Raw genomic sequence first — 23,756 nt, 5'->3', positions numbered from 1 at the left:
GCGAGGGACCCCGGAGCTCCTCATCCCGGTTCCGGAGCGGGCAGACTCGGGGCATGGGAGACGAACAGCACGAGCTGCTCGCGGGGGCACGCCAGGGCGTCCTCGCGACGATCAAGCGCAGTGGCATGCCCCAGCTGTCGCCGGTGACGCCGTACTACGACCGGGCGGCGGGCACGGTGCAGGTGTCGATGACCGAGGGGCGCGCGAAGACCGCGAACCTGCGGCGGGACCCGCGGGCGGCGCTGTCGGTCGAGAGCGCCGACGGCCGCTCGTGGGCGACGGCCGAGGGCCCGGTCGAGCTCGTCGGCCCCGACGACTCGCCCGACGGACCGGCCGTGCAGGCACTGGTCGACTGGTACCGGGCCGCCGCCGGGGAGCACCCGGACTGGGACGAGTACCGCGAGGTCATGGTCCGGGACCGGCGGGTGCTGATGACGATGCGGGTGCAGCGCGTCTACGGCGAGAACCTGGGCTGAGCCCCACGTCGGGCAGGGGTGCACGGGTGGGCCCGCGCGCCCCGGCCCGAGCGGCTCAGACCGCCTCGTCCAGCAGCTCGCCGAGCATCCGGGCGACCGTCGGGGTCTCCACCAGGAACCCGTCGTGCCCGTACGGGGAGTCGATCACCTTCAGCGGGTCGGCGCGCGGGATCCCGTCGGCCAGCTCCTGCTGCTCGGCGAGCGGGTACAGCCGGTCGGAGGTGACACCGGCGACGTAGGTGCGGGCGCTCACCCGCGACAGCGCCGACGCCACCCCGCCCCGGTCGCGTCCCACGTCGTGGTGGTTCATCGCCTGGGTCAGCCGCACGTAGGACGCGGCGTCGAAGCGGTGCACCAGCTTGTCCGCGTGGTGGTCCAGGTAGGACTCCACGGCGTAGCGGCCGCCGTCGAGCGGATCCTCACCCGGCTGCGGGTCCCGGCCGAAGCGGGTCGCCAGCTCGACGCCCGACCGGTACGACAGGTGCGCGATCCGCCGGGCGACGCCCAGTCCGCGCCACGGCCCCTCGGGCGTGTCGTGGTAGTCGCCGCCGTGCCAGTGCGGGTCGGAGGTGATGGCCTGGATCTGCGGGCTCGCCCAGCCGATCTGGTCCGCCGACGACGCCGCGGGCCCGGCGAGCAGGAACAGCCGCCGTACCCGGTCGGGCTCGGTCGCCGCCCACTCCAGGGAGCGCATGGACCCCATCGAGCCGCCGATCACGCAGGCGAACGCGTCGATGCCGAGCGCGTCGGCCAGGTACTGCTCGGCGGCGACGGTGTCCCGCACGGTGACCGTCGGGAACCGGCTGCCCCAGGTCCGGCCGTCCGGGGCCCGCGACGCCGGACCGGTGCTGCCCTGGCAGCCGCCGACCGCGTTCGGCGCCACGACGAACCAGCGCGCCGGGTCCAGCGGGCCGCCCGGCTCGATCAGCCCGGGCCACCAGCCCGGCGTCGGGTGCCCGGGGCCGGCCGGGCCCTCCAGGTGCGCGTCGCCGGTGAGGGCGTGCAGAACCAGGACGGCGTTGGAGCCGTCCGGCGCGAGCTCGCCCCAGGTCTCGTAGGCCAGTCGTACACCGGGGAGCTCCCCGCCGGCCGCCAGCTTCAGCGGCGCCGGCAGGTCGAGGAACCGGCGGCGGCCGGGGTCGTCCCCCTCCCGCCAGGCACCGCTGGCGGGAGGGGGCTCGATGTCGTTCACGGACACCAGGTAATCAGATCCGCGCTCATGCGCCCTTCGCGGCGCGGAACCCGGCGTCGAGGTCGGCCTTGAGGTCCTCGATGCCCTCCAGACCGACCGAGAGCCGGACCAGGCCCGGGGTGACCCCGGACGCGATCTGCTCCTCGGCCGACAGCTGGCTGTGCGTGGTCGACGCCGGGTGGATGACCAGGCTGCGCACGTCGCCGATGTTGGCGAGGTGGCTGTGCAGCTCGAGGGCGTTGACGAACTTCTTGCCCGCCTCGACCCCGCCCTGCAGCTCGAACGCCACGATCGCGCCGCCGCCCTTGGGCAGGTACTTCTTCTGCAGCTCGTGCCACGGGCTCGACGGGAGGCCCGCGTAGTGGACCTTCTCCACCTCGTCGCGACCCTCCAGCCACTCGGCCAGCGCCTGGGCGTTCTGGTTGTGCCGGTCGATGCGCAGCGACAGCGTCTCGATGCCCTGCAGGATCAGGAACGCGTTCTGCGGGGAGATCGCCGGGCCGAGGTCGCGCAGCAGCTGCACGCGGGCCTTGATGATGTAGGCGATCGGGCCGACGGCGTCGGTGAACACCGCGCCGTGGTAGCTCGGGTCGGGGCTGGTCAGGCCCGGGAACCGGTCCTTGTTGGCGACCCAGTCGAACTTCCCGGAGTCGACGATGATGCCGCCGACCGAGGTGCCGTGGCCGCCGAGGAACTTGGTCAGGGACTCGACGACGATGTCGGCGCCGTGCTCGATCGGCCGCACCAGGTACGGGGTCGGGACGGTGTTGTCGACGATCAGCGGGACCCCGGCGGAGTGCGCGACGCCGGCGACGGCCGCGATGTCGAGGATGTTGCCGCGCGGGTTGCCCAGCGTCTCGCCGTAGAGGGCCTTGGTGTTCGGCCGGATCGCGGCCTTCCACTCCTCCAGGTCGTCCGGGTCGTCGACGAAGGTGACCTCGATGCCCAGCTTCGGGAAGGTGTAGTGGAACTGGTTGTAGGTGCCGCCGTAGAGCGAGGCGCTGGAGACGATGTGGTCCCCGGCCTCGGCGATGTTCTGGATCGCCAGTGCCTGCGCGGCCTGCCCGGACGCGACGGCCAGGGCCGCGGCCCCGCCCTCCAGCGCGGCGACGCGCTGCTCCAGCACGTCCTGGGTGGGGTTCATGATCCGCGTGTAGATGTTGCCGAACTCGGCGAGCCCGAACAGGTTCGCGGCGTGGTCGGTGTCGCGGAAGACGTAGGACGTCGTCTGGTAGATCGGCGTCGCCCGGGCGTTGGTGGTCGGGTCGGGTGCGGCGCCGGCGTGCACCTGCTTGGTCTCGAACGACCAGTTGGCGGTGATGTCGGGGTCGGTCACGGTGGGACTCCTCTTCGGGTCGACCGCCGGTGTGAGCGTGCCGAGGCGGGCCGTGCCCGGGTCGGTCGATCGCGGCGGCTACAGGGGTAGCTACAGGACTGTGGCGGGGCGGACGCGTACGTGGGCCCTCGGACGAGCGCGGGTCAGCGACAGGGGCGACAGGACGCGCTCGTGATCCGCATGCAGTCGACGTGGATGCGCGCCACCAGGCAGGTCACACACCCGAACGTAGTGCGGTCCCCCGGCGGGCACAACGGCCGTCCGCGGTGATCACTACTCTGTGGCGCCGTGCTCGTCCTGCTGCCGCCCTCGGAGACCAAGCGTGACGGCGGCGACGGCCCGCCGCTCGACCTCACCGCGCTCTCCCACGACGCCGACCTCGGCCCCGTCCGCACGGAGCTCTGCGACGAACTCGTCGCACTGGCCGGCGACCGTCCGGCCGCGCGTGCCGCGCTCGGGGTCTCCCAGCGCCAGGACGCCGAGATCGACCGCAACGCCGCGCTGCGCACGAACCCGACCCTCCCGGCGCTGGACCGCTACACCGGGGTGCTCTACGACGCCCTCGACGCCGGGTCCTTCACCCGCGCCACCCGGGACCGCGCCCGGTCCCGGCTCGCCGTGTGCTCGGCGCTGTTCGGGCTCCTCTCCGCCGACGACCCGATCCCGCCCTACCGGCTCTCGGCGGGCTCGAAGCTGCCCGGTTCCGGCACGCTCGCGGCGCGCTGGCGCCCGGCGCTCGACCCGCTGCTGGCGCGCATCGCCGACGGCGAGCTCGTCGTCGACCTGCGCTCGGGCGGCTACGCCGCGCTCGGCACGGTCCCCGGCGCGGTCACGGTGAACGTGCTGGCCCAGCGCCCGGACGGGTCGCGCTCGGTGGTCAGCCACCACAACAAGTCGCACAAGGGCGGCCTGGCGCGGCTGCTGGCGACCTCGCGGGCCGAGCCGGCCGACGCCGGCGCGGTGGCCCGGATCGCGCGGCGGGCGGGGCACCTGGTGGAACGCGACGGCAACCACCTCGATCTCGTCATCCCGGCCTGACCCCGGCCCCGGAGCCGGGGACACGCCCGCCGTGCCGGCCCTCGGTCGTGCCGGTCCCGGTCGTGCCGGTCCCGGTCGTGACGGTCCCGGTCGTGACGGCCCGGTCGTGACCGCGGGCAGCGCTGTCGTGCCGGCCCGGCCGTGACGGTGCGGCCGTGACGGTGCGGTCGTGACGGTGCGGCCGGGCCCGGCCGGCACGCGTGGCGGCCGCCGTCGGCCGGCGGCGCGGAGGACCCCGGAAAACCCGTGGCGGGCCGGGGCGGCGTCCGGCAGGGTCACGACCGGCCGGAGGGACCGGTGGCGCGGCAGGACCGCGCGGTGCGAGCGGGGAGGTGCGTACCGATGGCCGTCCGTCGTGTCCGGGTGCGCAACGCGCGCCCCACCGCACCGTCCCCGTCGCGCGGCACGACCGGTCCCTGAGGACCGGCTCCGCGCGGCACCCCTCGCTGCCTCCGGAGCCGCACGTGTACTCCTCCGACCGTCCCGATCCCGTCCGCCGTCGCCGCCGCTTCGACGACCACAATGACGACGACGAGCCCCGCCCCCGTCCCGGCCGCGCCGACACCGCCGCGCTCGACCTGGACGGCCGTGCCGGGCACGACCCCGACACCGCCGAGATCCCCGGCGGTGCCGACCGCTGGTCCACCTGGACCGGGCTGCCCGCCGGGTCCCGCGGTCCGCACCCCCGCCCCGGCTGGCTGGTGACCGACGCCGGCGCCGTCGACCACGAGCGCGGGGTGCTCAAGACCGGCAAGGAGGCCGACGTGCACCTCGTCGAACGCGGCCTCCCCGGCCACGACGGGGTGCTGCTCGCCGCCAAGCGCTACCGCGACCCCGCACACCGCATGTTCCACCGCGACGCCGGCTACCTGGAGGGGCGCCGCGTCCGGCGCTCCCGGGAGACCCGCGCGATGGCGCGGCGCACCGTGCTGGGCCGCGACCTCATCGCCGGGCAGTGGGCGGCGGCGGAGTTCGCCGCGCTCGCCCGGCTGCACGGCGCGGGGGCGCCGGTGCCCTACCCCGTCTCGGTCGACGGGACCGAGGTGCTGCTGGAGTTCCTCGGCACCGCCGACGGGCGCGCCGCGCCCCGGCTCGCCGCGCTGCGCCCGGACCCCGACGAGCTGGCCGCGCTGTGGGGCGACCTCGTCGACGCCCTCGGGGTGCTCGCCGATCTCGGGTGGGCGCACGGCGACCTGTCGGCCTACAACGTGCTCGTCCACCGCGGCAGGGCGGTGCTGATCGACCTGCCGCAGGTGGTCGACGTCGTCGGGAACCCGCAGGGACCGGAGTTCCTCGACCGTGACGTGCGACGCATCGGCGAGTGGTTCGTCGCGCACGGGCTGGACCCGGCCGCCCCCGCCGACCTGCTGTCGGACCTGCGGGAACGCTCCCGGATCGGCTGACGGTCGACCCCGGTCGCCGGGGTGCGGCCCGGACACCACGGGCGGCATCCCGGCGGGCGGAGGAGGTCCCGCCGTCGTCCGGGCCGGGCGCGGGGCGTAGTGTCGATCGACGAGCGCCCGGGCATTCTGTCACCGGGCCGAGCCCTTCCATCACGGAGCGCGCACCGCGACGACGCACCTGCCGCGCCCGGGCCCGTCGGCCGAGCACACCTCCCCCGAGGTCTCCGCAGGACGTGCCACGTTCTCGAGGAGACCTGTCTTGACCAGGCCGCAGTTCCGCCCGCCGTCGTCCGACGCCGGCACCGCCACCGACCGTCCCGCCCGTCGGCGGGCCACCCGCCCGTCCGGGCCGTCCGCAGACGGCGGCGCCCAGCGCGGGTCGACCCGACGCGACGACCGCCGCACCGAGTTCCGCAGCGAGACCCGCGGCGAGTTCCGTGGCGAGGACCGCCGCGACCGTCCCGCCCGGGACGACGACCGCCGCGACGCCGCACGTCCGGCCCGGGGCGCCCGTACCGGCGGCCCCGCCCGCGGTGAGCGCTCCGGCGCTCCCCGCGGCGAGCGCACCGCCCGGGGCGAGCGCTCCGGCGACGGCGGCACCGGCAACCGCGCCGAGCGCCGCGAGCACCTGCAGGACGGCAGCCGCGTCGACCGCGGGCCCGCCCGGTCCTCCCAGCGCAACGGCGACCGTCCGGCCTCCCGCCGCGGACGCCGCGGCGGCGGTGGCGGTGGCAATGGCGGCGCCGCGTCCCGTCCGGCCGCGGCCCGCGCCGCCGTCGCCGCGCCGAAGGCCGAGCCGGAGCCGCAGTGGGTCGAGCCCGAGGACGGCATGCCGTCGTTCGCCGCGCTGGGCCTGCCCGAGCGGCTGACCACGGCGCTGGCCGAGCAGGGTTTCACCGCCCCGTTCCCGGTGCAGGCGGCCACGCTGCCCGACACCCTCGCCGGGCGTGACCTGCTCGGACGCGGCCAGACCGGGTCCGGCAAGACCCTCGCCTTCGGGCTCGCGCTGCTGGCCCGCCTGGCCGGGGAGCGCTCCCGCCCCACCGCTCCGCGCGGTCTGGTGCTGGTCCCGACCCGCGAGCTCGCCACCCAGGTCGTCGAGGTACTGAAGCCCCTGGCGAAGGCGGTCGACCTGCGGGTGACCGACATCGTCGGCGGGATGTCGATGAACAAGCAGGTCGCCGAGCTCAGGCGCGGGATCGACCTGCTGGTCGCCACCCCGGGCCGGCTGTCCGACCACCTCCAGCAGCGCACCTGTGACCTGTCCGAGGTCACGATCACCGCGCTGGACGAGGCCGACCGCATGGCCGACATGGGCTTCCTGCCCCAGGTCCGCGCGATCCTCGACCGCACCCCGGCCGACGGGCAGCGTCTGCTGTTCTCCGCGACCCTCGACGGCGACGTCGACACCCTGGTCCGGCGCCACCTCACCGACCCGGTGACCCGCTCGGTCGCCCCGCCGACCGGCAGCGTCGCGACGATGGAGCACCACGTGCTCGTCGTCGACCGCGACGACCGGCCCCGCGTCGTCGCCGAGATCGCCGCCCGGGAGGGCCGGACGATCCTGTTCGTGCGCACCAAGCACGGCGCCGACCGGATGGTGCGGGTGCTGCGTCGCGAGGGCGTCGCCGCCGGGCCGCTGCACGGTGGCCGCTCGCAGAGCCAGCGCAACCGCGCGCTCGACGACTTCCGCTCCGGCGCGGTGCCGGTCCTCGTCGCGACCGACGTCGCGGCCCGCGGCATCCACATCGACGACGTCGGGCTCGTCGTGCACGTCGACCCGCCCGCCGACCCCAAGGCCTACCTGCACCGTGCCGGGCGTACCGCCCGGGCCGGGGAGGACGGCGTCGTGGTGACGCTGGCGATGCCCGAGCAGCGAGCCGAGGTGGACCTGCTCACCCGCCAGGCCGGGGTCTCCACGGAGGTCTCGACGGTCCGTCCGGGGCACCCGGACCTGGTCCGTGTGACCGGTGCGCAGGAGCCATCCGGCGAGCCGATCATCGTCGCCAAGCCGCCGAAGCCCACCCCGCGCCGTCGCCCGGCCGCGGGCGGGGCCGCGCGCTCCGACCGGCCGCGCCGCCGGCGCTGACCTCCCCCGGGTCGCGGCCGCCTCACCCGGCCGCGACCCGTGCGGGTCAGCCCCGCCGCGCCTGCCGGCGCAGCTGCAGGATCCGGCCCGTCCCGGGCACGGCGACCAGCAGGATCCCGGCGATCGCGGCGAACAGCAGCGCCACCCCGGTCGGCAGGGTCCCGGTCATCCACAGGAAGGTGATCGCGACCGGCTCGGTGTTCTGCAGGATGAACACCAGCAGGAAGATCAGCACGACCGCCGAGAGGATCAGTGCGGCCCACAGCCCGCCGGCGCGGGTGTGCGGGATCGCGCGCTTCTCGGTGGTGGCCTCGGAGTCCGGTCCGCCCTCCACCGGCACCGCCACGGTCGGCTGCTCGGCCGTGGGGTCGGGCGTGCGCAGCGCCGGATGGGTCGCCGGGTCCGCCGTCGGGTCCGCCGGTCCGACCCGCCCCCAGGCCGGGGAGTCGCCGCCCCGTCGGTCCTCGCTCATCCGTTCCGCCTTCCTCTCCCAGCGTGTCCGCTCGTGCACCCTCGGTCGGAGCACGCGCGGGAGTATCGCGCACTCGGCGCCCCGGCGACGGCGACGCGCGGAGCACGCCCCTCGTCCGGTCGTGCGCCGCACGGTCCCCGCCGGACCTGCGCACACGGGCCGCGGGCCGGGCCCCGCTCAGGAGCGACGGCGCTCCATCGGGACGTGCGGGATGCCGTCCTCGACGAACCGCTCCCCCGCCGGCACGAAACCGTGCCGGGCGTAGAACACCTGCTGGACCTCTTGGGCGTCGAGCACGCAGGGGCGGTCGCCGACCTCGGCGAGCGCCGAGTCCATCAGCCGGTGCCCCAGCCCGCGCCCGCGCGCCTCGGCCCGGGTGCACACCCGGCCGATCCGCATGACCCCGCCGGGCTCGGCCAGCAGCCGCAGGGTCGCGACCACCGTCGCGCCCTCGGCCAGCCAGTGGTGCCGGGTCCGTGGTTCGAGGTCACGCCCGTCGAGCTCCTGGTAGGGGCACTCCTGCTCGACGACGAAGATCGCGGTGCGCAGCGCGAGGAGCGCGTACAGCGTGGCCGGGTCGAGGTCGGCGGCCCAGGCGCGGTGCAGGGTGGGGGCCGCCGCCGCGGCCGGTGTGGGGACGGTCATCTCCAGAGGGGTACCAGAACGCCGCCGACCCGCGGAAGCGGTTAGCCTCGCGACGTGGCCCACCATGATCTGGTCGTCATCGGCACCGGTTCCGGAAACACCTTCCTCGACGAACGCTTCGCCGGGCTCGACGTCGCGCTCGTCGAGCACGGGGTGTTCGGCGGGACCTGCCTGAACGTCGGCTGCATCCCGACGAAGATGTACGTCTACGCCGCGGACGTCGCCGAGACCATCCGGCACGCGCACACCTACGGCGTCGACGGCACCGTCGACAAGATCCGCTGGACCGACATCCGGGACCGGGTGTTCGGGCGGATCGACCCGATCTCCGAGGGCGGACGCTCCTACCGGGTGGACCGCAGCCCCAACGTCACCGTGTACTTCGGGCACGCCCGCTTCACCGGCGAGCGCGAGCTGGGCATCGAGCGCACCGACGGCTCCGGCACCGTCACGGTCAGCGGCGACCGGATCGTCATCGCCGCCGGGTCGCGGCCGAGCATCCCGCCGCTGGTCGCCGAGGCCGGTGTGCCGTTCGAGACCTCCGACACCGTGATGCGTGTCGACGACGTGCCGCGCCGGCTCGCCATCCTGGGCGGCGGTTACATCGCGTCGGAGTTCGCGCACGTGTTCTCCGCGCTCGGCGCCGAGGTCACCGTGATCGCCCGCGGGCCGAAGCTGCTGCGCCACCTCGACCACACGCTGTCCGACCGGTTCACCGAGATCGCCACCGCCCGCTGGGACTGCCGGCTGGGACGCCAGGTCACCGCGCTGTCCGGCGACGGCAGCGGTGGCCCCGGCGAGGTCGAGATCACCCTCGACGACGGCTCCACCGTCGTCGCCGACACGCTGCTCGTCGCCACCGGCCGGGTGCCCAACGGCGACCGGATGGATCTGGACCGCGGTGGCGTGACCGTGCACGCCGACGGCCGGGTCGCCGTCGACGAGTACCAGCGCAGCGTCTCCGCCCCGGGGGTGTGGGCGCTGGGCGACGTGAGCTCCCCGCACCAGCTCAAGCACGTGGCCAACCACGAGGCCAAGATCGTCGGTCACAACCTGGCGCACCCGGACGACCTGCGCACCACCAACCACGACCTCGTCCCGGCCGCGGTGTTCACCGAGCCGCAGATCGCCTCGGTCGGCCTGACCGAGGCCGAGGCCCGCGACGCCGGGTTCGACATCGCGGTCAAGGTGCAGAACGTCGGCGACGTCGCCTACGGCTGGGCCATGGAGGACCGCACCGGCATCTGCAAGCTGATCGCGGAGAAGGGCACCGGCAGGCTGCTGGGCGCCCACCTGCTCGGGCCGCAGGCATCGACGCTGGTCCAGCAGCTGATCCAGGCGATGGCCTTCGGCCAGACCGTCACCGAGATCGCGACCGGCCAGTACTGGATCCACCCGGCGCTGCCCGAGGTCATCGAGAACGCCCTTCTGGGGCTGGAGATCTGACGGCTCAGGTCACCAGGACGACGTCGACGTCGAGCACCCGGTAGGTGCCGAGCGCACGACGATCACGGGTCACGAGGGGAACCCCGGCGTACGCGGCGCAGCCACCGACCAGGGCGTCGTAGACCGACCCGCCGGAGACCCCCGTGCCCGCCAGCCGGTCGAGCAGCTCCGCGGACGCGGCGGGCGACAGGAAGACCGTGTGCGGGAAGTTGTGCCGGATCAGCGTCGCGACCGCGGCGACGGTGCGGCGGCTCGGCGCCGGGAGCCGGGTGAGCACCGAGAACGTCTCGAACGCCGCGTGACCGGACAGGCCGATCCGTCGTCCCTCGACGACGGATCGGCATGCCGCCCGTGCCTCGTGGTCGGCGGTACTGAGCGCCACCGCGACACTGGTGTCGACGAGCAGCTGCGGGTCAGCGCTGGTCGGCGTCACGGAGCTGCTGCACGTCGTCGTCGGTGAGAGGAGTTCCCGACGACGGGACCAGGAGCCAGCCGTCCTCCTCCGCCAGGGTGTCCTGCGCGACCGGACGGACCCTCAGGTCCGCACCGTCGGCCTCGACATCCACCTCGCCCGGGACCAGGCCGAGGCGGTCCCGCAGCTGCTTCGGGATCACCAGACGCCCGGCATTGTCGATGGAGGCCTTCATACCATCAGGCTACCAACGAGATGCCACCCGCGGGGCCGGGTCAGGACGCCGCCCGCTGCGCCGGGTCCGCCGGCTCGCCCGGTGATTCCGGACGCGGCCGAGCCTGCGGGTCGTAGGGCGTCGCCGGGCGGGTCTCCCCGCGCAGCTCCTCCAGCAGCCCGGTCACCGCGTCCATGATCTTCGCGGTGGCCGCGTCGAGGGTGGTCTTCGTCAGCGGCTTCCCGACGAACTCCGAGAGGTCCACCGGCGGGCCGAGCGCGACCGTGACGCGCTTGCGCGGGAACGGCGCCGGCTTCCCGTCGGCGGGCAGGAAGTCCTGGGTGCCCCAGTTCGCCATCGGGATCACCGGGACGCCGGAGCGCAGCGCGATCCGGGCGACGCCGTTCTTCGGCTTCATCGGCCAGTGCTCGGGGTCACGGGTGTAGGTGCCCTCCGGGTAGATCGCGACGATCTCCCCGCGCTCCAGGGCGTCGATCGAGCCGGTGAACGACTCCGACGCCCGCTTCGACGACCGGTACACCGGAATGTGCCCGCCGTGGCCGAGCACCCACTTGACCACCGGCACCGACCACAGCTCGCCCTTGGCCAGGAACCGCGGGATCCGGCCGTGCGCGGTGCCGAAGGCGATGTCGAAGATCGGGTCGGAGAACGAGACGTGGTTGCCGACCAGCAGGGCGCCGCCGGTGCGCGGCAGGTGCTCCGCACCGCGCCAGCCCAGCCGGGTCCCGAAGACGACGAACGGCCAGATCACCGCGATCGCGAGGCCGAACCAGAAACCCGACCCGCGACGCCGGCGTCGCACCGTCGCCACGACCTTCTGCCACACCGTCAGCTCCGGTGGCACGCCCATCGTCGTCGTCCTCTCCCCGCCCGTCCGCGGCGCCCGGCTCCCGGGCGCACGCACATCTTCGCGCCTCCCGCGGCCGGGTGCGTCCGTGGTCCTACCCACCCACGCCGTGACCACCCGAGGTGATGTGCACCTCACTCGTTCGAGCGGCCCGCGCGCCGAGATGTCTCGACGAGCAAGGTACCGGGGCCCGATCTAGGGTCGACGGGTACGCACCGGCCGCGGGCCGTGTCCGGGCCGACCCGATGTGAGGACGGTCCCACCGACCGGCCACCACCGGGCCGCCGGACGAACACGCGCCGAGACCGTCCCGGTGCCCCGTGCACCCCGTCCCCTGCGAGGCGCCCCGTGCCCGATCCGAGTCCGTGGCTGGAGAACGCCGGCGACCGCCACCCCGACCCCGCCGGTGTGGTGCTCGTCGCCCACGGTGGGAAGTCGCACTCCACCGCCCCCGCCCGGCGCGGGCTGGCGCTGCTGCGCATGCTGCCGTTCGCGCACTCCCTGGAGCGCGGCGGGCGCGGCCACCGGACCGAGCTGGGCTCGGGCGTCGCGGTGCACCTGCTGCGCTACCGGGTGCGGGGCTGGAACGGCCCGGCCATGGACGCCTACCGCGACGCCGAGTGGGCCGTCCACGAGCTCGCCCGCCGCTACCCGGGGCGTCCGATCGTGCTCGTCGGGCACTCGATGGGTGGCCGTGCGGTGCTGCGGGCGGCGGGCGCGCCCGGTGTCGTCGCGGTGTGCGGGCTCGCCCCCTGGCTGGAGGGATCCGACCCGGTCGAGCAGCTCGCCGGGCGCGCGGTGCTGATCGCGCACGGGGACCGGGACCGGATGACCGACCCCGCCGCGTCCTACGCCTACGCCCTGCACGCCCGGTCGGTGACCGACCGGGTCGCCCGCTTCGACGTCCTCGGCGACGGCCACCCCATGCTCCGCCGCGCCGGTGACTGGACCTCCCTGGTGCGACGTTTCGCACTCGGCGAGCTCGGGGCCGAACCCCGGGACCCGGTCATCTCGAACGCCATGGCGGAACCCGCCCCGGCCGGGCTGCGGGTCGCGCTCGAAGGAGTCCACAGGTGAGTGCAGTGCAGGCGCGTCCGACCGTTGCCGTGGTGGGCAGCGGGGTGTCCGGTCTGACGGCCGCCCACCTGCTGTCCCGCAGCCACGACGTGACGCTGTACGAGGCCGACGACCGCCCCGGCGGGCACGCCCACACCCACGAGCTGGCCTCGTCGGACGGGGGGACGACCCACGTGGACTCGGGTTTCATCGTCCACAACGACCGCACCTACCCGAACCTGCTGCGGCTGTTCGGCGAGCTGGGCGTGGCCACCCAGGACTCCGACATGTCCATGTCGGTGCGCTGCGACGGCTGCGGGCTGGAGTACGCCGGTGCCCGCAAGCTGGGTGGCCTGTTCCCCCAGGCGTCGAACCTGGCCCGGCCGGCCTACCTGCGGATGCTCGGTGAGGTCGTCCGGTTCCACCGCCACGCCCGCCGGGTCCTGGCCGAGTCCTCCGCCGGCGACGTGACGCTCGGGGCGTTCCTCGCGATCGGTGGCTACTCCCGCTACTTCGTCCAGCACTTCATGATCCCGGTGGTGTCCTGCGTGTGGTCGGCGGGCGCGGCGCTGTCGCTGGACTACCCGGCGCGCTACCTGTTCACCTTCCTCGACCACCACGGCATGCTCGGGATCGGCGGCTCGCCGCAGTGGCGGACGGTCACCGGCGGGTCCCGCTCCTACGTCGAGCGCGTCGTCAAGCAGCTCCCGGCCGTGCGCACCGCGACACCGGTCCGCTCGGTCGTGCGCTCGGCCGCGGGCGTCGAGGTCCGCGACGACTCCGACACCGTCGCCGCGTTCGACCACGTCGTGCTCGCCACCCACCCCGACCAGGCGCTGGCGGTCCTGGGCGACGACGCCACCGCCGACGAGCGGGCCGTGCTGGGGGCGTTCACCTACTCCCGCAACGAGACCTGGCTGCACCACGACACCTCGCTGCTGCCGCGCCGCGGCGGCGCCCGGGCGTCGTGGAACTACCTCAAGCCGGCCTGCGCCGACTCCGCCCAGGCTCCGGTGCTGGTCAGCTACGACATGAACCGGCTGATGCGCCTCACCGACCCCGACGACTGGGTGGTCACGCTGAACGGCGCCGGGCGGATCGCGCCGGACGCCGTCGTCGCACGGATGACCTACGAGCACCCCGTGTACACGCCGGGCTCGGTGGCCGCGCAGCGCCGCCTACCGGAGCTGAACACCCCGGTCACCGCCTTCGCCGGCGCCTACCACGGCTGGGGCTTCCACGAGGACGGCTGTGCCTCGGGGGTACGCGCCGCCCGCGCGCTCGGGGTGAGCTGGTGAGCACCCCGGCGCTGTACGACGCCGAGGTGCGGCACGCCCGCCGGCGCGACCTGGAGTCGTCGTTCTCGCACCCGATCTACTACTGGCTCGTCGACCTCGACGCGCTGCCGCGGCTGCCGTTCTGGCTGCGCCCGTTCGCCCGCTTCGAGTCCCGCGACCACCTCGGCGACCCCGGTCGCGGGATCCGGGAGAACGTCGACACCTACCTGGCCGCGCACGGCATCGACCTGGCCGGGGGCCGGGTCCTGATGCTCGCCCACGCCCGGGTGCTCGGCTACGTGTTCAATCCGATCTCGGTGTTCTGGTGCCACCGCGCCGACGGCACGCTCGCCTGCGTGATCGCGGAGGTGCACAACACCTACGGCGAACGGCACTGCTACCTGCTGCACCCCGACCCGTCGGGGCGGGCGAGCGTGGACAAGGAGTTCTACGTCTCGCCGTTCCTCACCGTCGACGGCCACTACGCGATGCGCCTGCCCGAACCCGGCGACCGGCTCGGCATCGCGATCACGCTGCACCAGGACGGCGCGCCCGCGTTCGTCGCCACCCTGGCCGGGACCCGCAGGCCCGCGACCACCCGGCAGGTGGCGCGCACGGTGCTGCGGCGCCCGCTGGTCACCCAGCGGACCGCGGCGCTGATCCGGCGGCACGGCATCGCGCTGTGGACCCGGCTCCCGGTCGTGCCGAAACCGGCCCGTCCACCACAGAACCGCGCGGGCCTGCCCGACGAACACCCCGTACAGGATCTGCCTCAGGAAGGGCTCTCGCGATGACGATGCAGCACGACGGGATCGCCGTGCCGGTGACCGGCGGGGCGCGCGGCGTCCGGCCCCGCACCCACGCCGTCCCCCGCCCCAACGAGGGAGTGTGGCCCGGGCTGGCGACGCCGCCCGTGGCCCCGGTCAAGGCCAGGATCGCGGAGTCGCTGTTCCGCAACGCCGTCCGGTCGCTGCCGGTCCGGGTGGTGTTCCCCGGTGGGGAGCGCATCGGGTCGGGCGGCCCGGACTCCCCGGTGATGCGGATCGAGCGGCCGTCGGCGCTCTTCCACCGGCTCGGCGCCGACTCGAAGATCGGGTTCGGCGAGTCCTACATGGTGGGTGACTGGACGACCAGCGACCTGCCCGGTCTGCTGACCCCGTTCGCGTCCCGGCTGTCGACGCTGATCCCACCGGCGCTCCAGCGGCTGGGCCGCCGGTTCGCCGAGGCCCGCCGGCCCACCGCCGAGGTCAACTCGGTGGAGGGGTCGCGGGAGAACATCCACCGCCACTACGACCTGTCCAACGAGCTGTTCTCGCTGTTCCTCGACGACACCATGTCCTACTCCGCGGGCTGGTTCGCCGACGGCTCCGACGACCTCGTCCTGGCCCAGGAACGCAAGATCGACGGCATCCTGGACATGGCGGGCGTCGGGGCCGGGATGCACGTGCTGGAGATCGGAACGGGCTGGGGCGGGCTCGCGACGCGGGCCGCGCAGCGCGGCGCCCGGGTCACCACACTGACGATCTCGCAGGAGCAGAAGACCCTCGCCGAGGCGCGGCTCGCCGAGGCGGGCGTGGCCGACCGGGTGCAGGTGCTGCTGCGCGACTACCGCGAGGCCCAGGGCTCCTACGACGCCGTCGTGTCGGTCGAGATGATCGAGGCCGTCGGCGTCGAGTACTGGCCGACGTACTTCGCCGCGCTGGACCGGCTGCTCAAGCCGGGCGGGCGGGTCGGCCTGCAGTCGATCACCATGCCGCACGACCGGATGATGGTCGCCCGCGACGACTACACCTGGATCCACAAGTACGTCTTCCCGGGCGGGATCATCCCGTCGGTCGAGGCGATCGAGCAGAACCTCGCCGACCACACCGGCGGCCTGCACGTCGCCGAGCGGCGCAGCCTCGGCTTCGACTACGCCCGCACCCTGGGCCACTGGCGCACGCGCTTCCTCGAGCGGTGGGACGAGGTCGAGGCGCTCGGCTTCGACGAGACGTTCCGCCGGATGTGGGAGTTCTACCTCGGCTACTGCGAGGCGGGCTTCCGCGTCGGCTACCTCGACGTCTTCCAGTTCTCGCTGCAGCGCCGCCCGTCCTTCTGAATCGAGCTGAATCGAGGCCCCATGACCACCACCCCCGCGGAGCGCCTCGCCTCGCTCCTGGAGGACGTCCTGCGCGCCCCGCTCCCGGTGCGGCTGCGTGCCTGGGACGGCAGCGAGGCCGGGCGGACCGGCACGCCCGACGACCCGACCCCGCCGACGGTGATCGTCCACCGGCGCCGGGCCCTGCGCCGGCTGCTGTGGGCGCCGGGCGAGCTCGGCCTGGCCAGGGCGTTCGTCTCCGGCGACCTGTCCTTCGACGGCGACATCGCCGACGGCCTGTCCCGGTTCTGGGCGCTCGCCCGGCCGGGCACCGGTGCCGTGCGGCTCGACCTGCGTCAGAAGCTGGGGGCACTGGGCACCGCGGCCCGGCTCGGCGCCGTCGGCCCGCCGCCGCGGCCGCCGTCGTCGGAGGCCCGTCTGGGCGGGCGGCGGCACAGCCGCCGCCGCGACCGCGACGCGATCAGCCACCACTACGACCTGTCGAACGAGTTCTACGCCTTCCTGCTCGACCCGCAGATGGCGTACTCGTGCGGCTACTGGACCCGCGACGAGGGACCCGACTACACCCTCGTCGACGCCCAGCGCGACAAGCTGGACCTGATCTGCCGCAAGCTCGGCCTGGCGCCGGGGATGCGGCTGCTCGACGTCGGCTGCGGCTGGGCGTCGCTGCTCGTGCACGCCGCGGAGCACTACGGCGTGCACGCCACCGGGGTGACCCTGTCGGCGCAGCAGCGCGACTACGGCGTCGAGCGCGTCCGCCGGGCTGGACTGTCCGAGCGGGTGGAGATCAGGCTGCAGGACTACCGCGAGATCTCCGACCAGCCCTTCGACGCGGTCGCCTCGATCGAGATGGGCGAGCACGTCGGCCAGGAGAACTACGGCGTCTACGCCGCGCAGCTGCACCGCATGCTGCGCCCGCACGGACGCCTGCTGCTGCAGCAGATGTCGCGCGGCTCGGTCGGGGCGAACACCGCACCCGGCGGCGGCGCGTTCATGGAGGCCTACGTCGCGCCGGACATGTACATGCGCCCGCTCGGCGAGACCCTCGGGTTCCTGGAGCAGGCCGGGCACGAGGTGGTGGACGTGCACTCGCTGCGCGAGCACTACGTGTGGACGGTCCGGCCGTGGCTGGAGACGCTGCAGGCCCACCGCGAGATCGCGATCCGGATGATCGGTGCGGAGCAGTGGCGGATCTGGCTGCTGTACCTGGCCGGCGCGGCGCTGGCGTTCGAGGAGAACCGGATGGGTGTGCACCAGATCCTGACCGTGCGCCCCGGCGCCGACGGCACCTCCGGTCTGCCGCGCAGCCGCACCGGGATCCTGGGGCTCGACCCGGCCGTCGGGCACGCCCCGGCGGGCGCGCCGTCGCCGGCCGCGACAGCATGATCTCGTGAACCCGTTCCCCTGGGCCGCGTGGGCCGTCAACCTCGGCGTCACCGCCGTCGCCGTGGCCGTGCTCATGGCCCTCGCCTACGCGATCGGGGTACGGCGCGGCAGGCACGACGGCGTCGACGTCGTCTGGGGCCTCGGGTTCGTGTGGGTCGCGCTGGTCACCGCGGTGACCGCGACGGCCCTCGACCCGACGGGCGACGGCTGGCGGCGCGCCCTGGTCGTCGTGCTCGTCGCGGTGTGGGGCGGGCGGCTGGCCCGGCACATCGCGCGGCGCAACCACGGGAAGCCGGAGGACCGGCGGTACGTGGAGCTGCGCGAGCGCGGTGCGATCGGCCGTCGCGTCTACCTCACCCAGGGTGCGGTGATGTGGGTCGTGTCGCTGCCCGTGCAGCTCGCCCAGTACGGCAGCGCGGCGACGGGATGGCTGGTCGCCGTCACCGTGCTCGGTGTGCTCGTCTGGGCGGTCGGGTTCGCCTTCGAGTCCGTCGGCGACGCCCAGCTGGCCCGGTTCACCGCCGATCCCGCGAACCGCGGCGAGGTGATGGACCGCGGGCTGTGGCGGTACACCCGCCACCCCAACTACTTCGGCGACGCCTGCGTCTGGTGGGGTCTGGGCATCCTCGCGCTGCACCACCCGGCAGGTCTGATCGGCCTGGTCGGGGTCGCCGTGATCACCGCGAACCTGGTGAAGGGCACCGGCGCGGCGCTGCTGGAACGCGACATCGCCGGCCGGCGCCCCGGCTACGCCGACTACGTCCGCCGCACCAGCGGGTTCCTCCCGCTGCCCCCACGTTCCTGACCCACCCCGCACCCCCGACCCGAGGAGACACCATGGCCGTCGGCGACACCGCCACCGACTTCGAGCTGCCCGACGAGGCCGGCACACCGCGCAGGCTGTCCGACCTGCTGGCCGCCGGGCCCGTCGTCCTGTTCTTCTACCCGGCCGCGATGACCGGTGGCTGTACCGCCGAGGCCTGCCACTTCCGCGACCTCGCGGCCGAGTTTGCCGAGGTCGGCGCGCAGCCGGTCGGGATCTCCTCGGACCGGCCGGACAAGCAGAACATGTTCGCGGCCGCGAACGGCTTCGGCTTCCCGCTCCTGTCCGACGCCGACCACACCGTCGCGAAGTCCTTCGGCGCCTACCGGGCCTGGCTCCCGGGGAACTTCCACACCCGCCGCAAGACGTTCGTGATCGGGCCGGACCGCCGGATCCTCGCCGAGATCGGCTCCGAGACCGACATGAACAAGCACGCCGACGAGGCGCTGGCCCTGCTGCGCGAGCGCACCGCGGCCTGACCCGGGCGCCCCGGCCGCGCAGGCCGGGGCGACGGGCTCAGGGCAGGGTCAGGATCTCCGCGCCGTCGTCGGTCACGACGATGGTGTGCTCGAACTGCGCGACCCACGACTTGTCCTTGGTGACGACGGTCCAGTCGTCGTCCCAGGTGTCGTAGTCGATCCCGCCAAGGGTGATCATCGGCTCGATGGTGAAGGTCATCCCGGGCTCGAGGACGGTGTGCACGTCGGGCTGGTCGTAGTGCAGCACGACCAGCCCGGAGTGGAACTCGTGGGCGATGCCGTGGCCGGTGAAGTCGCGGACGACGCCGTAGCCGAAGCGCCTGGCGTAGGACTCGATGACCCGGCCGACGACGTTCAGCTCGCGCCCGGGACGGACGGCCTTGATGGCGCGCATCGTGGCCTCGCGGGTGCGCTCGACGAGCAGCCGTGCCTCCTCCGACACGTCACCGGCGAGGAAGGTCGCGTTGGTGTCGCCGTGCACCCCGCCGACGAACGCCGTGACGTCGACGTTGACCACGTCGCCGTCGTTGATCACGGTCGTGTCCGGGATGCCGTGGCAGATGACCTCGTTGAGGCTGGTGCAGCAGGACTTGGGGAAGCCGCGGTAGCCCAGCGTCGAGGGGTACGCGTCGTGGTCGACGAGGAACTCGTGGACCACGCGGTCGATCTCGTCGGTGGTGATGCCCGGGCGGACGGTCTCACCGGCGAGCTGCAGCGCCCGGGCCGCGATCTTCCCGGCGTGCCGCATCAGCTCGATCGTCTCGGGCGTCTGGACGTCGCCGCGACGGCTGCGCGCCGGGGCCGGCTTGCCGACGTACTCCGGACGCGGGATGTGCGCCGGCACCTCGCGACTCGGGGTCGGTGTACCGGGGACGAGCAGCGTGCGGGTCGACATGACCCCATCGTACGTCCGGCTCGGTCAGCGGGTCGGGGTGCGCGGGGCCCCCAGCCGCGCGACGGCCGCGGAGATCCCCCGCCAGCCCAGCAGCAGCACCGCGAGCGAGATCGTCGCGACGACGGCGAACGACAGCGGCAGCCGCCCCAGGAACCCCAGGCGGAGCAGGAGCCCGACGACCACGGCCCCGACGAGCACGACCGTCCCGGCACGCAGCGACGCCGGCGCCGACCGCACCCACGGCGTCGCCCAGGCCGCCGCGGCACCCAGCGCGAACGGCAGCGCGGTGCCGAGCAGGCCGAGCACGCTGTCGGCCTCGGCGTGGCTCATCCTCCCGACGGCGGCGAACACCACGACGGCGACGAGGTCGGCCACGAACGCCAGGGCGGGGATCCGGCTGGGGTGCACGACGACCAGGGTAGGACGCCCCACGCGGCGCCGGCCCGCCGCCGCCCGGCCGGTCCCTCCCGGGTCGCTCAGCGCGGGAGGCCCGACAGGAACCGCGCCGTCATCTGCACCGCGGGCCCCGAGGACCCGCCGTCGACGATGAGGGTGGCGAAGGCCAGGTCACCGCGGTAGCCGGTGAACCAGCCGTGCGACCGGTTGCTGCCGTCGGGGCCCGCGTACTCGGCGGTGCCGGTCTTGCCGAAGACCTCGCCCTGCCCGGCGGCGGCCCGCGCCGTCCCGGAGGTGACGACGGCGCGCATCATCGGCCGCAGCTGGTCGAGCACCGCGCGGTCCGGGGTGCCCGGCGCGACGGCGGCCTCGGTCGTCGTGCCGCGGATCAGCGACGGGGTGACGGGCGCACCGTGCGCGACCGTCGCCGACACCATCGCCATGCCGAACGGGGAGGCGAGCACGTCGCCCTGGCCGAAGCCGTCGCTGGCCCGCTGCAGGTCGTCGGTGGCGGGCGAGACGGTGCCGGTGATCGTCGTCATCCCGGGGATCTTCCAGTCCGCGCCGAAGCCGAGCGCCTTCCCCGCGGTCGGCAGCCCGTCGGCGGGCAGCCCGAGCGCCAGCCGGGAGAACGTGGTGTTGCAGGACTGGGCGAACGCCTCGGTCAGCGGCACGGTGCCGAGGACGAAGGAGTTCTCGTTGGGGATGGTGCGCCCGTCGATCACGGTGGTGCCCGGGCACTCGACCGGGGACTGCGGGGTGAGGTTCTCCGCCGGCATCGCCCCGTACGCGGTGACGATCTTGAACGTGGAGCCGGGCGGGTAGCGGCCGGTCAGGGCCAGTGCGCCGTCACGGTCGGCGGCGGCGTTCTGCGCGACGGCGAGCACCGCCCCGGTGGACGGCCGGATCGCGACGATCATCGCCTGCCGGGAGTCGGCGTCGACGGCGTCCTGCGCCGCGTTCTGCACGGTGCGGTCCAGCTCCAGGGTGACCGGCCTCCCGGGCCCGGCGGGCTGCCCGGCGACCGAGCGGACGGTCTCGCCGCGCGGGCCGACGACGTCGACCGACCAGCCGGGGGTGCCGCCCGCGGCCTTCTCGATGTCCGCGCGGGCGCCCTGCATCAGCTGGCCCGCGAAGCCCTGGTCGGGCGGCAGCAGCCGGGTCGAGGACACGAAACGGACGCCGGGCAGGTCGTAGATGCGGTCCCGGACCCGCTGGTAGTCGGGCTCCCGCAGCACGACGACGGTGTAGGCCTGCCCGTCCGGCACGGCGTTCGCGCCCGCCCTGATGCTCGACGCGGTGATGGCGGGGTCGATCGACCCCAGCGCGGAGCCGAGACCGCTCGCGGCCTGCTCGACCTGCGCCTTGTCCAGGGTGACGGTGACGACCGGGGTGGGCGCGAGCAGGGTGGCCCCACCGGCGTCGAGCACGGGCGCGGGCGCCGCGGTGACGGTGCGGGTCACCGGCCGCTGGCCGTCGGTGAGGCCCGGCGCGAACGCGGCGGGCGACCAGTCGACCGCCCATCCGGTGTCGTTGCCGGGGGTGTCGTCGGCGGCGACGAGCGGCAGGTCGAGCGTGTAGTTCCAGGCCCGGCCCTGCCCCAGGTCCCAGGCGACCTCGACGGTCGACGTGGCGCGGTCGCCGTCGGTGCGGGTGCCGGTGATCCGCGCGGTCATCCCGGTCGGCGCGAGGTCGTCGCGGGCCTTCTGCAGGTAGGCGCCCGCCGTCTCCGCGTCCGTGGTGTAGACGGCGGCACCCGGCGCGTCACCGGCGGCCCACGCGGTCACGTACCGCTCGGCGGTCGTCCCGGCGCCACCCCAGGGGCGCAGCAGCGCCACCACGACACCCACCGCGACGAGCACGACGATCGCGGCGGCCAGGACCAGGGGGCGCTTCCGCAGGGTGGCGATCACGATCACCGAGTATGCCGCCCCCGGTGTGAGGCCCGGGTGTCCGGGCGCCGGCCCGTTCGCGGAGGCGAGCTCGGCGAGCACCCCACCCGGTGGGAGCCCCGCTCCCGGAGAGAGATGTCCTCGTCGTGCACGCATCGGCGCCGTCAGGGGCCTGGTACGGATCCGTCGTTCACAGCACCCCGGCGAACGCCAACGCCACGACCTGGGCGATCGTGTTGTGCACCACGTGCGTGACCACCCCGGGCCACACCGAGCCGCTGCGCCGTCGCAGCTCCCCCGCGACCAGACCGACGACGAGCGCGGTCACGAACACCGCGTTCAGCCCGTGCGCCAGCGCGAACACCAGGGCGCTGCCCACCACACCGACGACCGCCCCGTAGCGCAGCAGCCCCGAGGTGACCACCCCGCGGAACAGCAGTTCCTCCCCCAGCGGGGTCAGCACCGCGAGGAACAGCAGCGACAACGCCACCGACCACGCCCCGCCACTGCCCGCGTCGGCGTAGGCGCCCTGGATGTTCTCCGGCTCGATCCCGACCAGGACCATCCCGATCGCCAGCAGCCTGCTGACGACGAACGCCAGGATCGCCCCGGCCGCGCCGATCACCAGCCAGCGCACGGTCGTCGCCCGCACGCCGAACTCGGGCAGCGGGCGACGCCGGACGGCGACGGCCGCGGCGAAACCGGCGATGCCCGCGATCCCCGACAGGGCCGCGAGGAACAGGCCTCCCGCGAGCGGCCCGAGGTCGAGGGTCCGCAGCACCAGCGGCCCACCTCCGTAGGCCACCGCGGCCAGCACGACCAGCCCGACGACGATCTCCCCCCACCCGGGACTCGACGGGCTCCCCGCTGTGACGGGTGCTGCGGAGCGGGAACGGGACACGACGGGGCCTCCCCGGTGCGGTGGCGCCGGGGCGGATGCCCGCGGCAGGCACCGAGTCGACACCGTGCCGCTACGGCACGGTCAAGTCGGGGTACCCGACCGGGTCTAGAACAGGACGGTCGCGAACCGCGCGACCTGCACGAACCCGACCCGCTGGTACGCGGCCCTGGCCGGGGCGTTGAAGGCGTTGACGTACAGGCTGGCGCGCCGGCCCATTCCGGCGAGCGCGACCGCGACCGCCGACGTCCCGGCCGTGCCGAGCCCGTGTCCCCGCCAGGCCGGGTTCACCCAGACCCCCTGGATCTGGCCGACGGTGCGCGACAGGGCACCGATCTCGGCCTTGAACACGACCTCGCCGTCGTGGAACCGGGCGAACGCCCGCCCGGAGGTGATCAGCTCGGCGACCCGGGCCCGGTAGCCCGCCCCGCCGTCGCCCTCGCGGGGGTCGACGCCGACCTCCTCGGTGAACATCGCGATGGCGGCCGGCAGGTACCGGTCCAGCTCGGAGATGCGGACCGGACGCACCCGGCTGTCGGGCGCGACCATCGGCGGCCGTTCGAGCGTCATCAGGGGCTGGTCGGGCCGGATCTCGCGGGCCGGGCCCCAGCCCGGTGCGAGCTCCTCCCACAGCGGCAGGACGAGCTCGGCCCGCCCCACCAGCGACGAGCACAGCCGCCCGGCCCGGCGCGCGCGGTCGGCGAAGGCACGCAGCGCCGCCCGGTCACCGCGCAGCGGCACCAGGTTCGCCCCGGAGAAGCACAGACCGTCCGCCGGGGCCCCGTGGGACCACAGCTCACCGCCCAGCCGCCACGGGTCGAGGCCGACCGCCTCGATGCGGGAGGCGACCATGCACGCGGCGACGGGGTCGGCGTCGAGCACGTCGTGCACCCCGGAGCGGTGACGATCGTCGAGAAGCCGTGCCCCGGCCACCCTCAGCACGGGTTCATGATGCCACGTCGAGG

At 74.5% G+C, this 23,756-nt stretch carries 24 protein-coding genes; 12 read left to right on the top strand and 12 right to left on the bottom strand.

What is annotated here, in order from left to right:
• Positions 1–53: 53 nt before the first annotated feature.
• Positions 54–476, top strand: a complete 423-nt coding sequence (locus Ae717Ps2_RS06340; RefSeq protein WP_060711411.1) for a PPOX class F420-dependent oxidoreductase — start codon at positions 54–56, stop codon at positions 474–476.
• Positions 477–531: 55 nt separating this feature from the next.
• Here the strand turns inward: Ae717Ps2_RS06340 and Ae717Ps2_RS06335 are convergent, their stop codons facing one another.
• A complete protein-coding gene (locus Ae717Ps2_RS06335; protein ID WP_075312116.1) occupies positions 532–1,668 on the bottom strand; it encodes a homoserine O-acetyltransferase in 1,137 nt (378 codons plus the stop codon).
• 25 nt (positions 1,669–1,693) lie between these two features.
• Positions 1,694–3,004: a bifunctional o-acetylhomoserine/o-acetylserine sulfhydrylase gene (locus Ae717Ps2_RS06330; protein WP_020624377.1), complete on the bottom strand. Its 1,311-nt coding sequence runs from the start codon at positions 3,002–3,004 to the stop codon at positions 1,694–1,696.
• Positions 3,005–3,292: 288 nt separating this feature from the next.
• On the opposite strand from Ae717Ps2_RS06330, the gene yaaA reads away from it, so the two are divergent.
• The 3 genes from yaaA (at position 3,293) to Ae717Ps2_RS06310 (ending at position 7,534) form a co-directional block, all read left to right on the top strand.
• The gene (yaaA, locus tag Ae717Ps2_RS06320) at positions 3,293–4,042 is read left to right on the top strand and encodes a peroxide stress protein YaaA (RefSeq protein WP_075333128.1); all 750 of its coding nucleotides are present in this window, start codon (positions 3,293–3,295) and stop codon (positions 4,040–4,042) included.
• A 464-nt stretch (positions 4,043–4,506) separates the two neighbouring features.
• Positions 4,507–5,445, top strand: coding sequence for an RIO1 family regulatory kinase/ATPase (locus Ae717Ps2_RS06315; protein WP_083695715.1), 939 nt, complete (start codon positions 4,507–4,509; stop codon positions 5,443–5,445).
• A 259-nt stretch (positions 5,446–5,704) separates the two neighbouring features.
• Complete coding sequence (locus Ae717Ps2_RS06310) at positions 5,705–7,534, top strand: DEAD/DEAH box helicase (RefSeq protein WP_369804825.1); 1,830 nt, start codon at positions 5,705–5,707, stop codon at positions 7,532–7,534.
• Positions 7,535–7,580: 46 nt separating this feature from the next.
• Here the strand turns inward: Ae717Ps2_RS06310 and Ae717Ps2_RS38875 are convergent, their stop codons facing one another.
• Together Ae717Ps2_RS38875 and Ae717Ps2_RS06300 are read right to left on the bottom strand one after the other, a co-directional pair.
• Positions 7,581–8,006, bottom strand: a complete 426-nt coding sequence (locus tag Ae717Ps2_RS38875; RefSeq protein WP_083695713.1) for a lipopolysaccharide assembly LapA domain-containing protein — start codon at positions 8,004–8,006, stop codon at positions 7,581–7,583.
• Positions 8,007–8,183: 177 nt separating this feature from the next.
• On the bottom strand, positions 8,184–8,651 hold the full coding sequence (locus tag Ae717Ps2_RS06300; RefSeq protein WP_075307563.1) for a GNAT family N-acetyltransferase: 468 nt from the start codon (positions 8,649–8,651) through the stop codon (positions 8,184–8,186).
• 54 nt (positions 8,652–8,705) lie between these two features.
• Here Ae717Ps2_RS06300 and Ae717Ps2_RS06295 point away from each other — a divergent pair, with 54 nt between their 5' ends.
• Positions 8,706–10,097, top strand: a complete 1,392-nt coding sequence (locus Ae717Ps2_RS06295) for a mycothione reductase (RefSeq protein ID WP_075307565.1) — start codon at positions 8,706–8,708, stop codon at positions 10,095–10,097.
• A 4-nt stretch (positions 10,098–10,101) separates the two neighbouring features.
• On the opposite strand, the gene Ae717Ps2_RS06290 is transcribed toward Ae717Ps2_RS06295, so the two are convergent.
• The 3 genes from Ae717Ps2_RS06290 to Ae717Ps2_RS06280 are packed head-to-tail and all read right to left on the bottom strand — an operon-like array spanning position 10,102 to position 11,594.
• Positions 10,102–10,530 (bottom strand): type II toxin-antitoxin system VapC family toxin, encoded by a 429-nt coding sequence (locus Ae717Ps2_RS06290; RefSeq protein WP_020622012.1) that lies wholly within the window; start codon positions 10,528–10,530, stop codon positions 10,102–10,104.
• Complete coding sequence (locus Ae717Ps2_RS06285) at positions 10,511–10,744, bottom strand: AbrB/MazE/SpoVT family DNA-binding domain-containing protein (RefSeq protein ID WP_020622013.1); 234 nt, start codon at positions 10,742–10,744, stop codon at positions 10,511–10,513. Before Ae717Ps2_RS06285 ends, Ae717Ps2_RS06290 begins: the two co-directional genes overlap by 20 nt.
• A gap of 40 nt (positions 10,745–10,784) precedes the next feature.
• Positions 10,785–11,594 carry a 1-acyl-sn-glycerol-3-phosphate acyltransferase gene (locus Ae717Ps2_RS06280; RefSeq protein WP_170917089.1) on the bottom strand — a complete coding sequence of 270 codons (810 nt, stop codon included), beginning with the start codon at positions 11,592–11,594 and terminating at the stop codon, positions 10,785–10,787.
• A 345-nt stretch (positions 11,595–11,939) separates the two neighbouring features.
• Here Ae717Ps2_RS06280 and Ae717Ps2_RS06275 point away from each other — a divergent pair, with 345 nt between their 5' ends.
• The 7 genes from Ae717Ps2_RS06275 to Ae717Ps2_RS06245 are packed head-to-tail and all read left to right on the top strand — an operon-like array spanning position 11,940 to position 18,710.
• Positions 11,940–12,668, top strand: coding sequence for an alpha/beta hydrolase (locus Ae717Ps2_RS06275; protein ID WP_020622016.1), 729 nt, complete (start codon positions 11,940–11,942; stop codon positions 12,666–12,668).
• Positions 12,669–12,673: 5 nt separating this feature from the next.
• On the top strand, positions 12,674–13,945 hold the full coding sequence (locus tag Ae717Ps2_RS06270; protein ID WP_020622017.1) for an NAD(P)/FAD-dependent oxidoreductase: 1,272 nt from the start codon (positions 12,674–12,676) through the stop codon (positions 13,943–13,945).
• The gene (locus Ae717Ps2_RS06265; protein WP_075307569.1) at positions 13,942–14,718 is read left to right on the top strand and encodes a DUF1365 domain-containing protein; all 777 of its coding nucleotides are present in this window, start codon (positions 13,942–13,944) and stop codon (positions 14,716–14,718) included. The genes Ae717Ps2_RS06270 and Ae717Ps2_RS06265 overlap by 4 nt, the downstream gene beginning before the upstream one ends.
• Positions 14,715–16,022 (top strand): cyclopropane-fatty-acyl-phospholipid synthase family protein, encoded by a 1,308-nt coding sequence (locus Ae717Ps2_RS06260; RefSeq protein ID WP_083695711.1) that lies wholly within the window; start codon positions 14,715–14,717, stop codon positions 16,020–16,022. Before Ae717Ps2_RS06265 ends, Ae717Ps2_RS06260 begins: the two co-directional genes overlap by 4 nt.
• Positions 16,023–16,043: 21 nt before the next feature.
• Positions 16,044–17,408 (top strand): cyclopropane-fatty-acyl-phospholipid synthase family protein, encoded by a 1,365-nt coding sequence (locus Ae717Ps2_RS06255; RefSeq protein WP_020622020.1) that lies wholly within the window; start codon positions 16,044–16,046, stop codon positions 17,406–17,408.
• A gap of 4 nt (positions 17,409–17,412) precedes the next feature.
• Positions 17,413–18,213 carry a DUF1295 domain-containing protein gene (locus Ae717Ps2_RS06250; protein ID WP_075307571.1) on the top strand — a complete coding sequence of 267 codons (801 nt, stop codon included), beginning with the start codon at positions 17,413–17,415 and terminating at the stop codon, positions 18,211–18,213.
• Between the two features lie 32 nt (positions 18,214–18,245).
• Positions 18,246–18,710, top strand: a complete 465-nt coding sequence (locus tag Ae717Ps2_RS06245; protein ID WP_075307573.1) for a peroxiredoxin — start codon at positions 18,246–18,248, stop codon at positions 18,708–18,710.
• A 37-nt stretch (positions 18,711–18,747) separates the two neighbouring features.
• On the opposite strand, the gene map is transcribed toward Ae717Ps2_RS06245, so the two are convergent.
• From map to Ae717Ps2_RS06220, 5 genes are all read right to left on the bottom strand, one after another.
• Entirely contained in the window at positions 18,748–19,605 is an 858-nt protein-coding gene (gene map / locus Ae717Ps2_RS06240) for a type I methionyl aminopeptidase (RefSeq protein WP_075307575.1), read from the bottom strand.
• A gap of 24 nt (positions 19,606–19,629) precedes the next feature.
• Positions 19,630–20,013 (bottom strand): DUF3054 domain-containing protein, encoded by a 384-nt coding sequence (locus Ae717Ps2_RS06235; RefSeq protein ID WP_233147468.1) that lies wholly within the window; start codon positions 20,011–20,013, stop codon positions 19,630–19,632.
• Positions 20,014–20,081: 68 nt separating this feature from the next.
• Positions 20,082–21,914, bottom strand: coding sequence for a penicillin-binding transpeptidase domain-containing protein (locus tag Ae717Ps2_RS06230; protein ID WP_158071463.1), 1,833 nt, complete (start codon positions 21,912–21,914; stop codon positions 20,082–20,084).
• A gap of 169 nt (positions 21,915–22,083) precedes the next feature.
• Complete coding sequence (locus Ae717Ps2_RS06225; RefSeq protein ID WP_075307577.1) at positions 22,084–22,794, bottom strand: CPBP family intramembrane glutamic endopeptidase; 711 nt, start codon at positions 22,792–22,794, stop codon at positions 22,084–22,086.
• A gap of 105 nt (positions 22,795–22,899) precedes the next feature.
• On the bottom strand, positions 22,900–23,733 hold the full coding sequence (locus Ae717Ps2_RS06220; RefSeq protein WP_043276319.1) for a GNAT family N-acetyltransferase: 834 nt from the start codon (positions 23,731–23,733) through the stop codon (positions 22,900–22,902).
• Between the last annotated feature and the right edge of the window lie 23 nt (positions 23,734–23,756).

Origin of the sequence: Pseudonocardia sp. Ae717_Ps2 (assembly GCF_001932475.1) — a bacterium.
Classification (GTDB): Bacteria; Actinomycetota; Actinomycetes; order Mycobacteriales; family Pseudonocardiaceae; genus Pseudonocardia.
The sequence above is the reverse complement of the archived record's forward strand: the minus strand, read 5'-3'. Positions and strand labels throughout refer to the sequence as shown.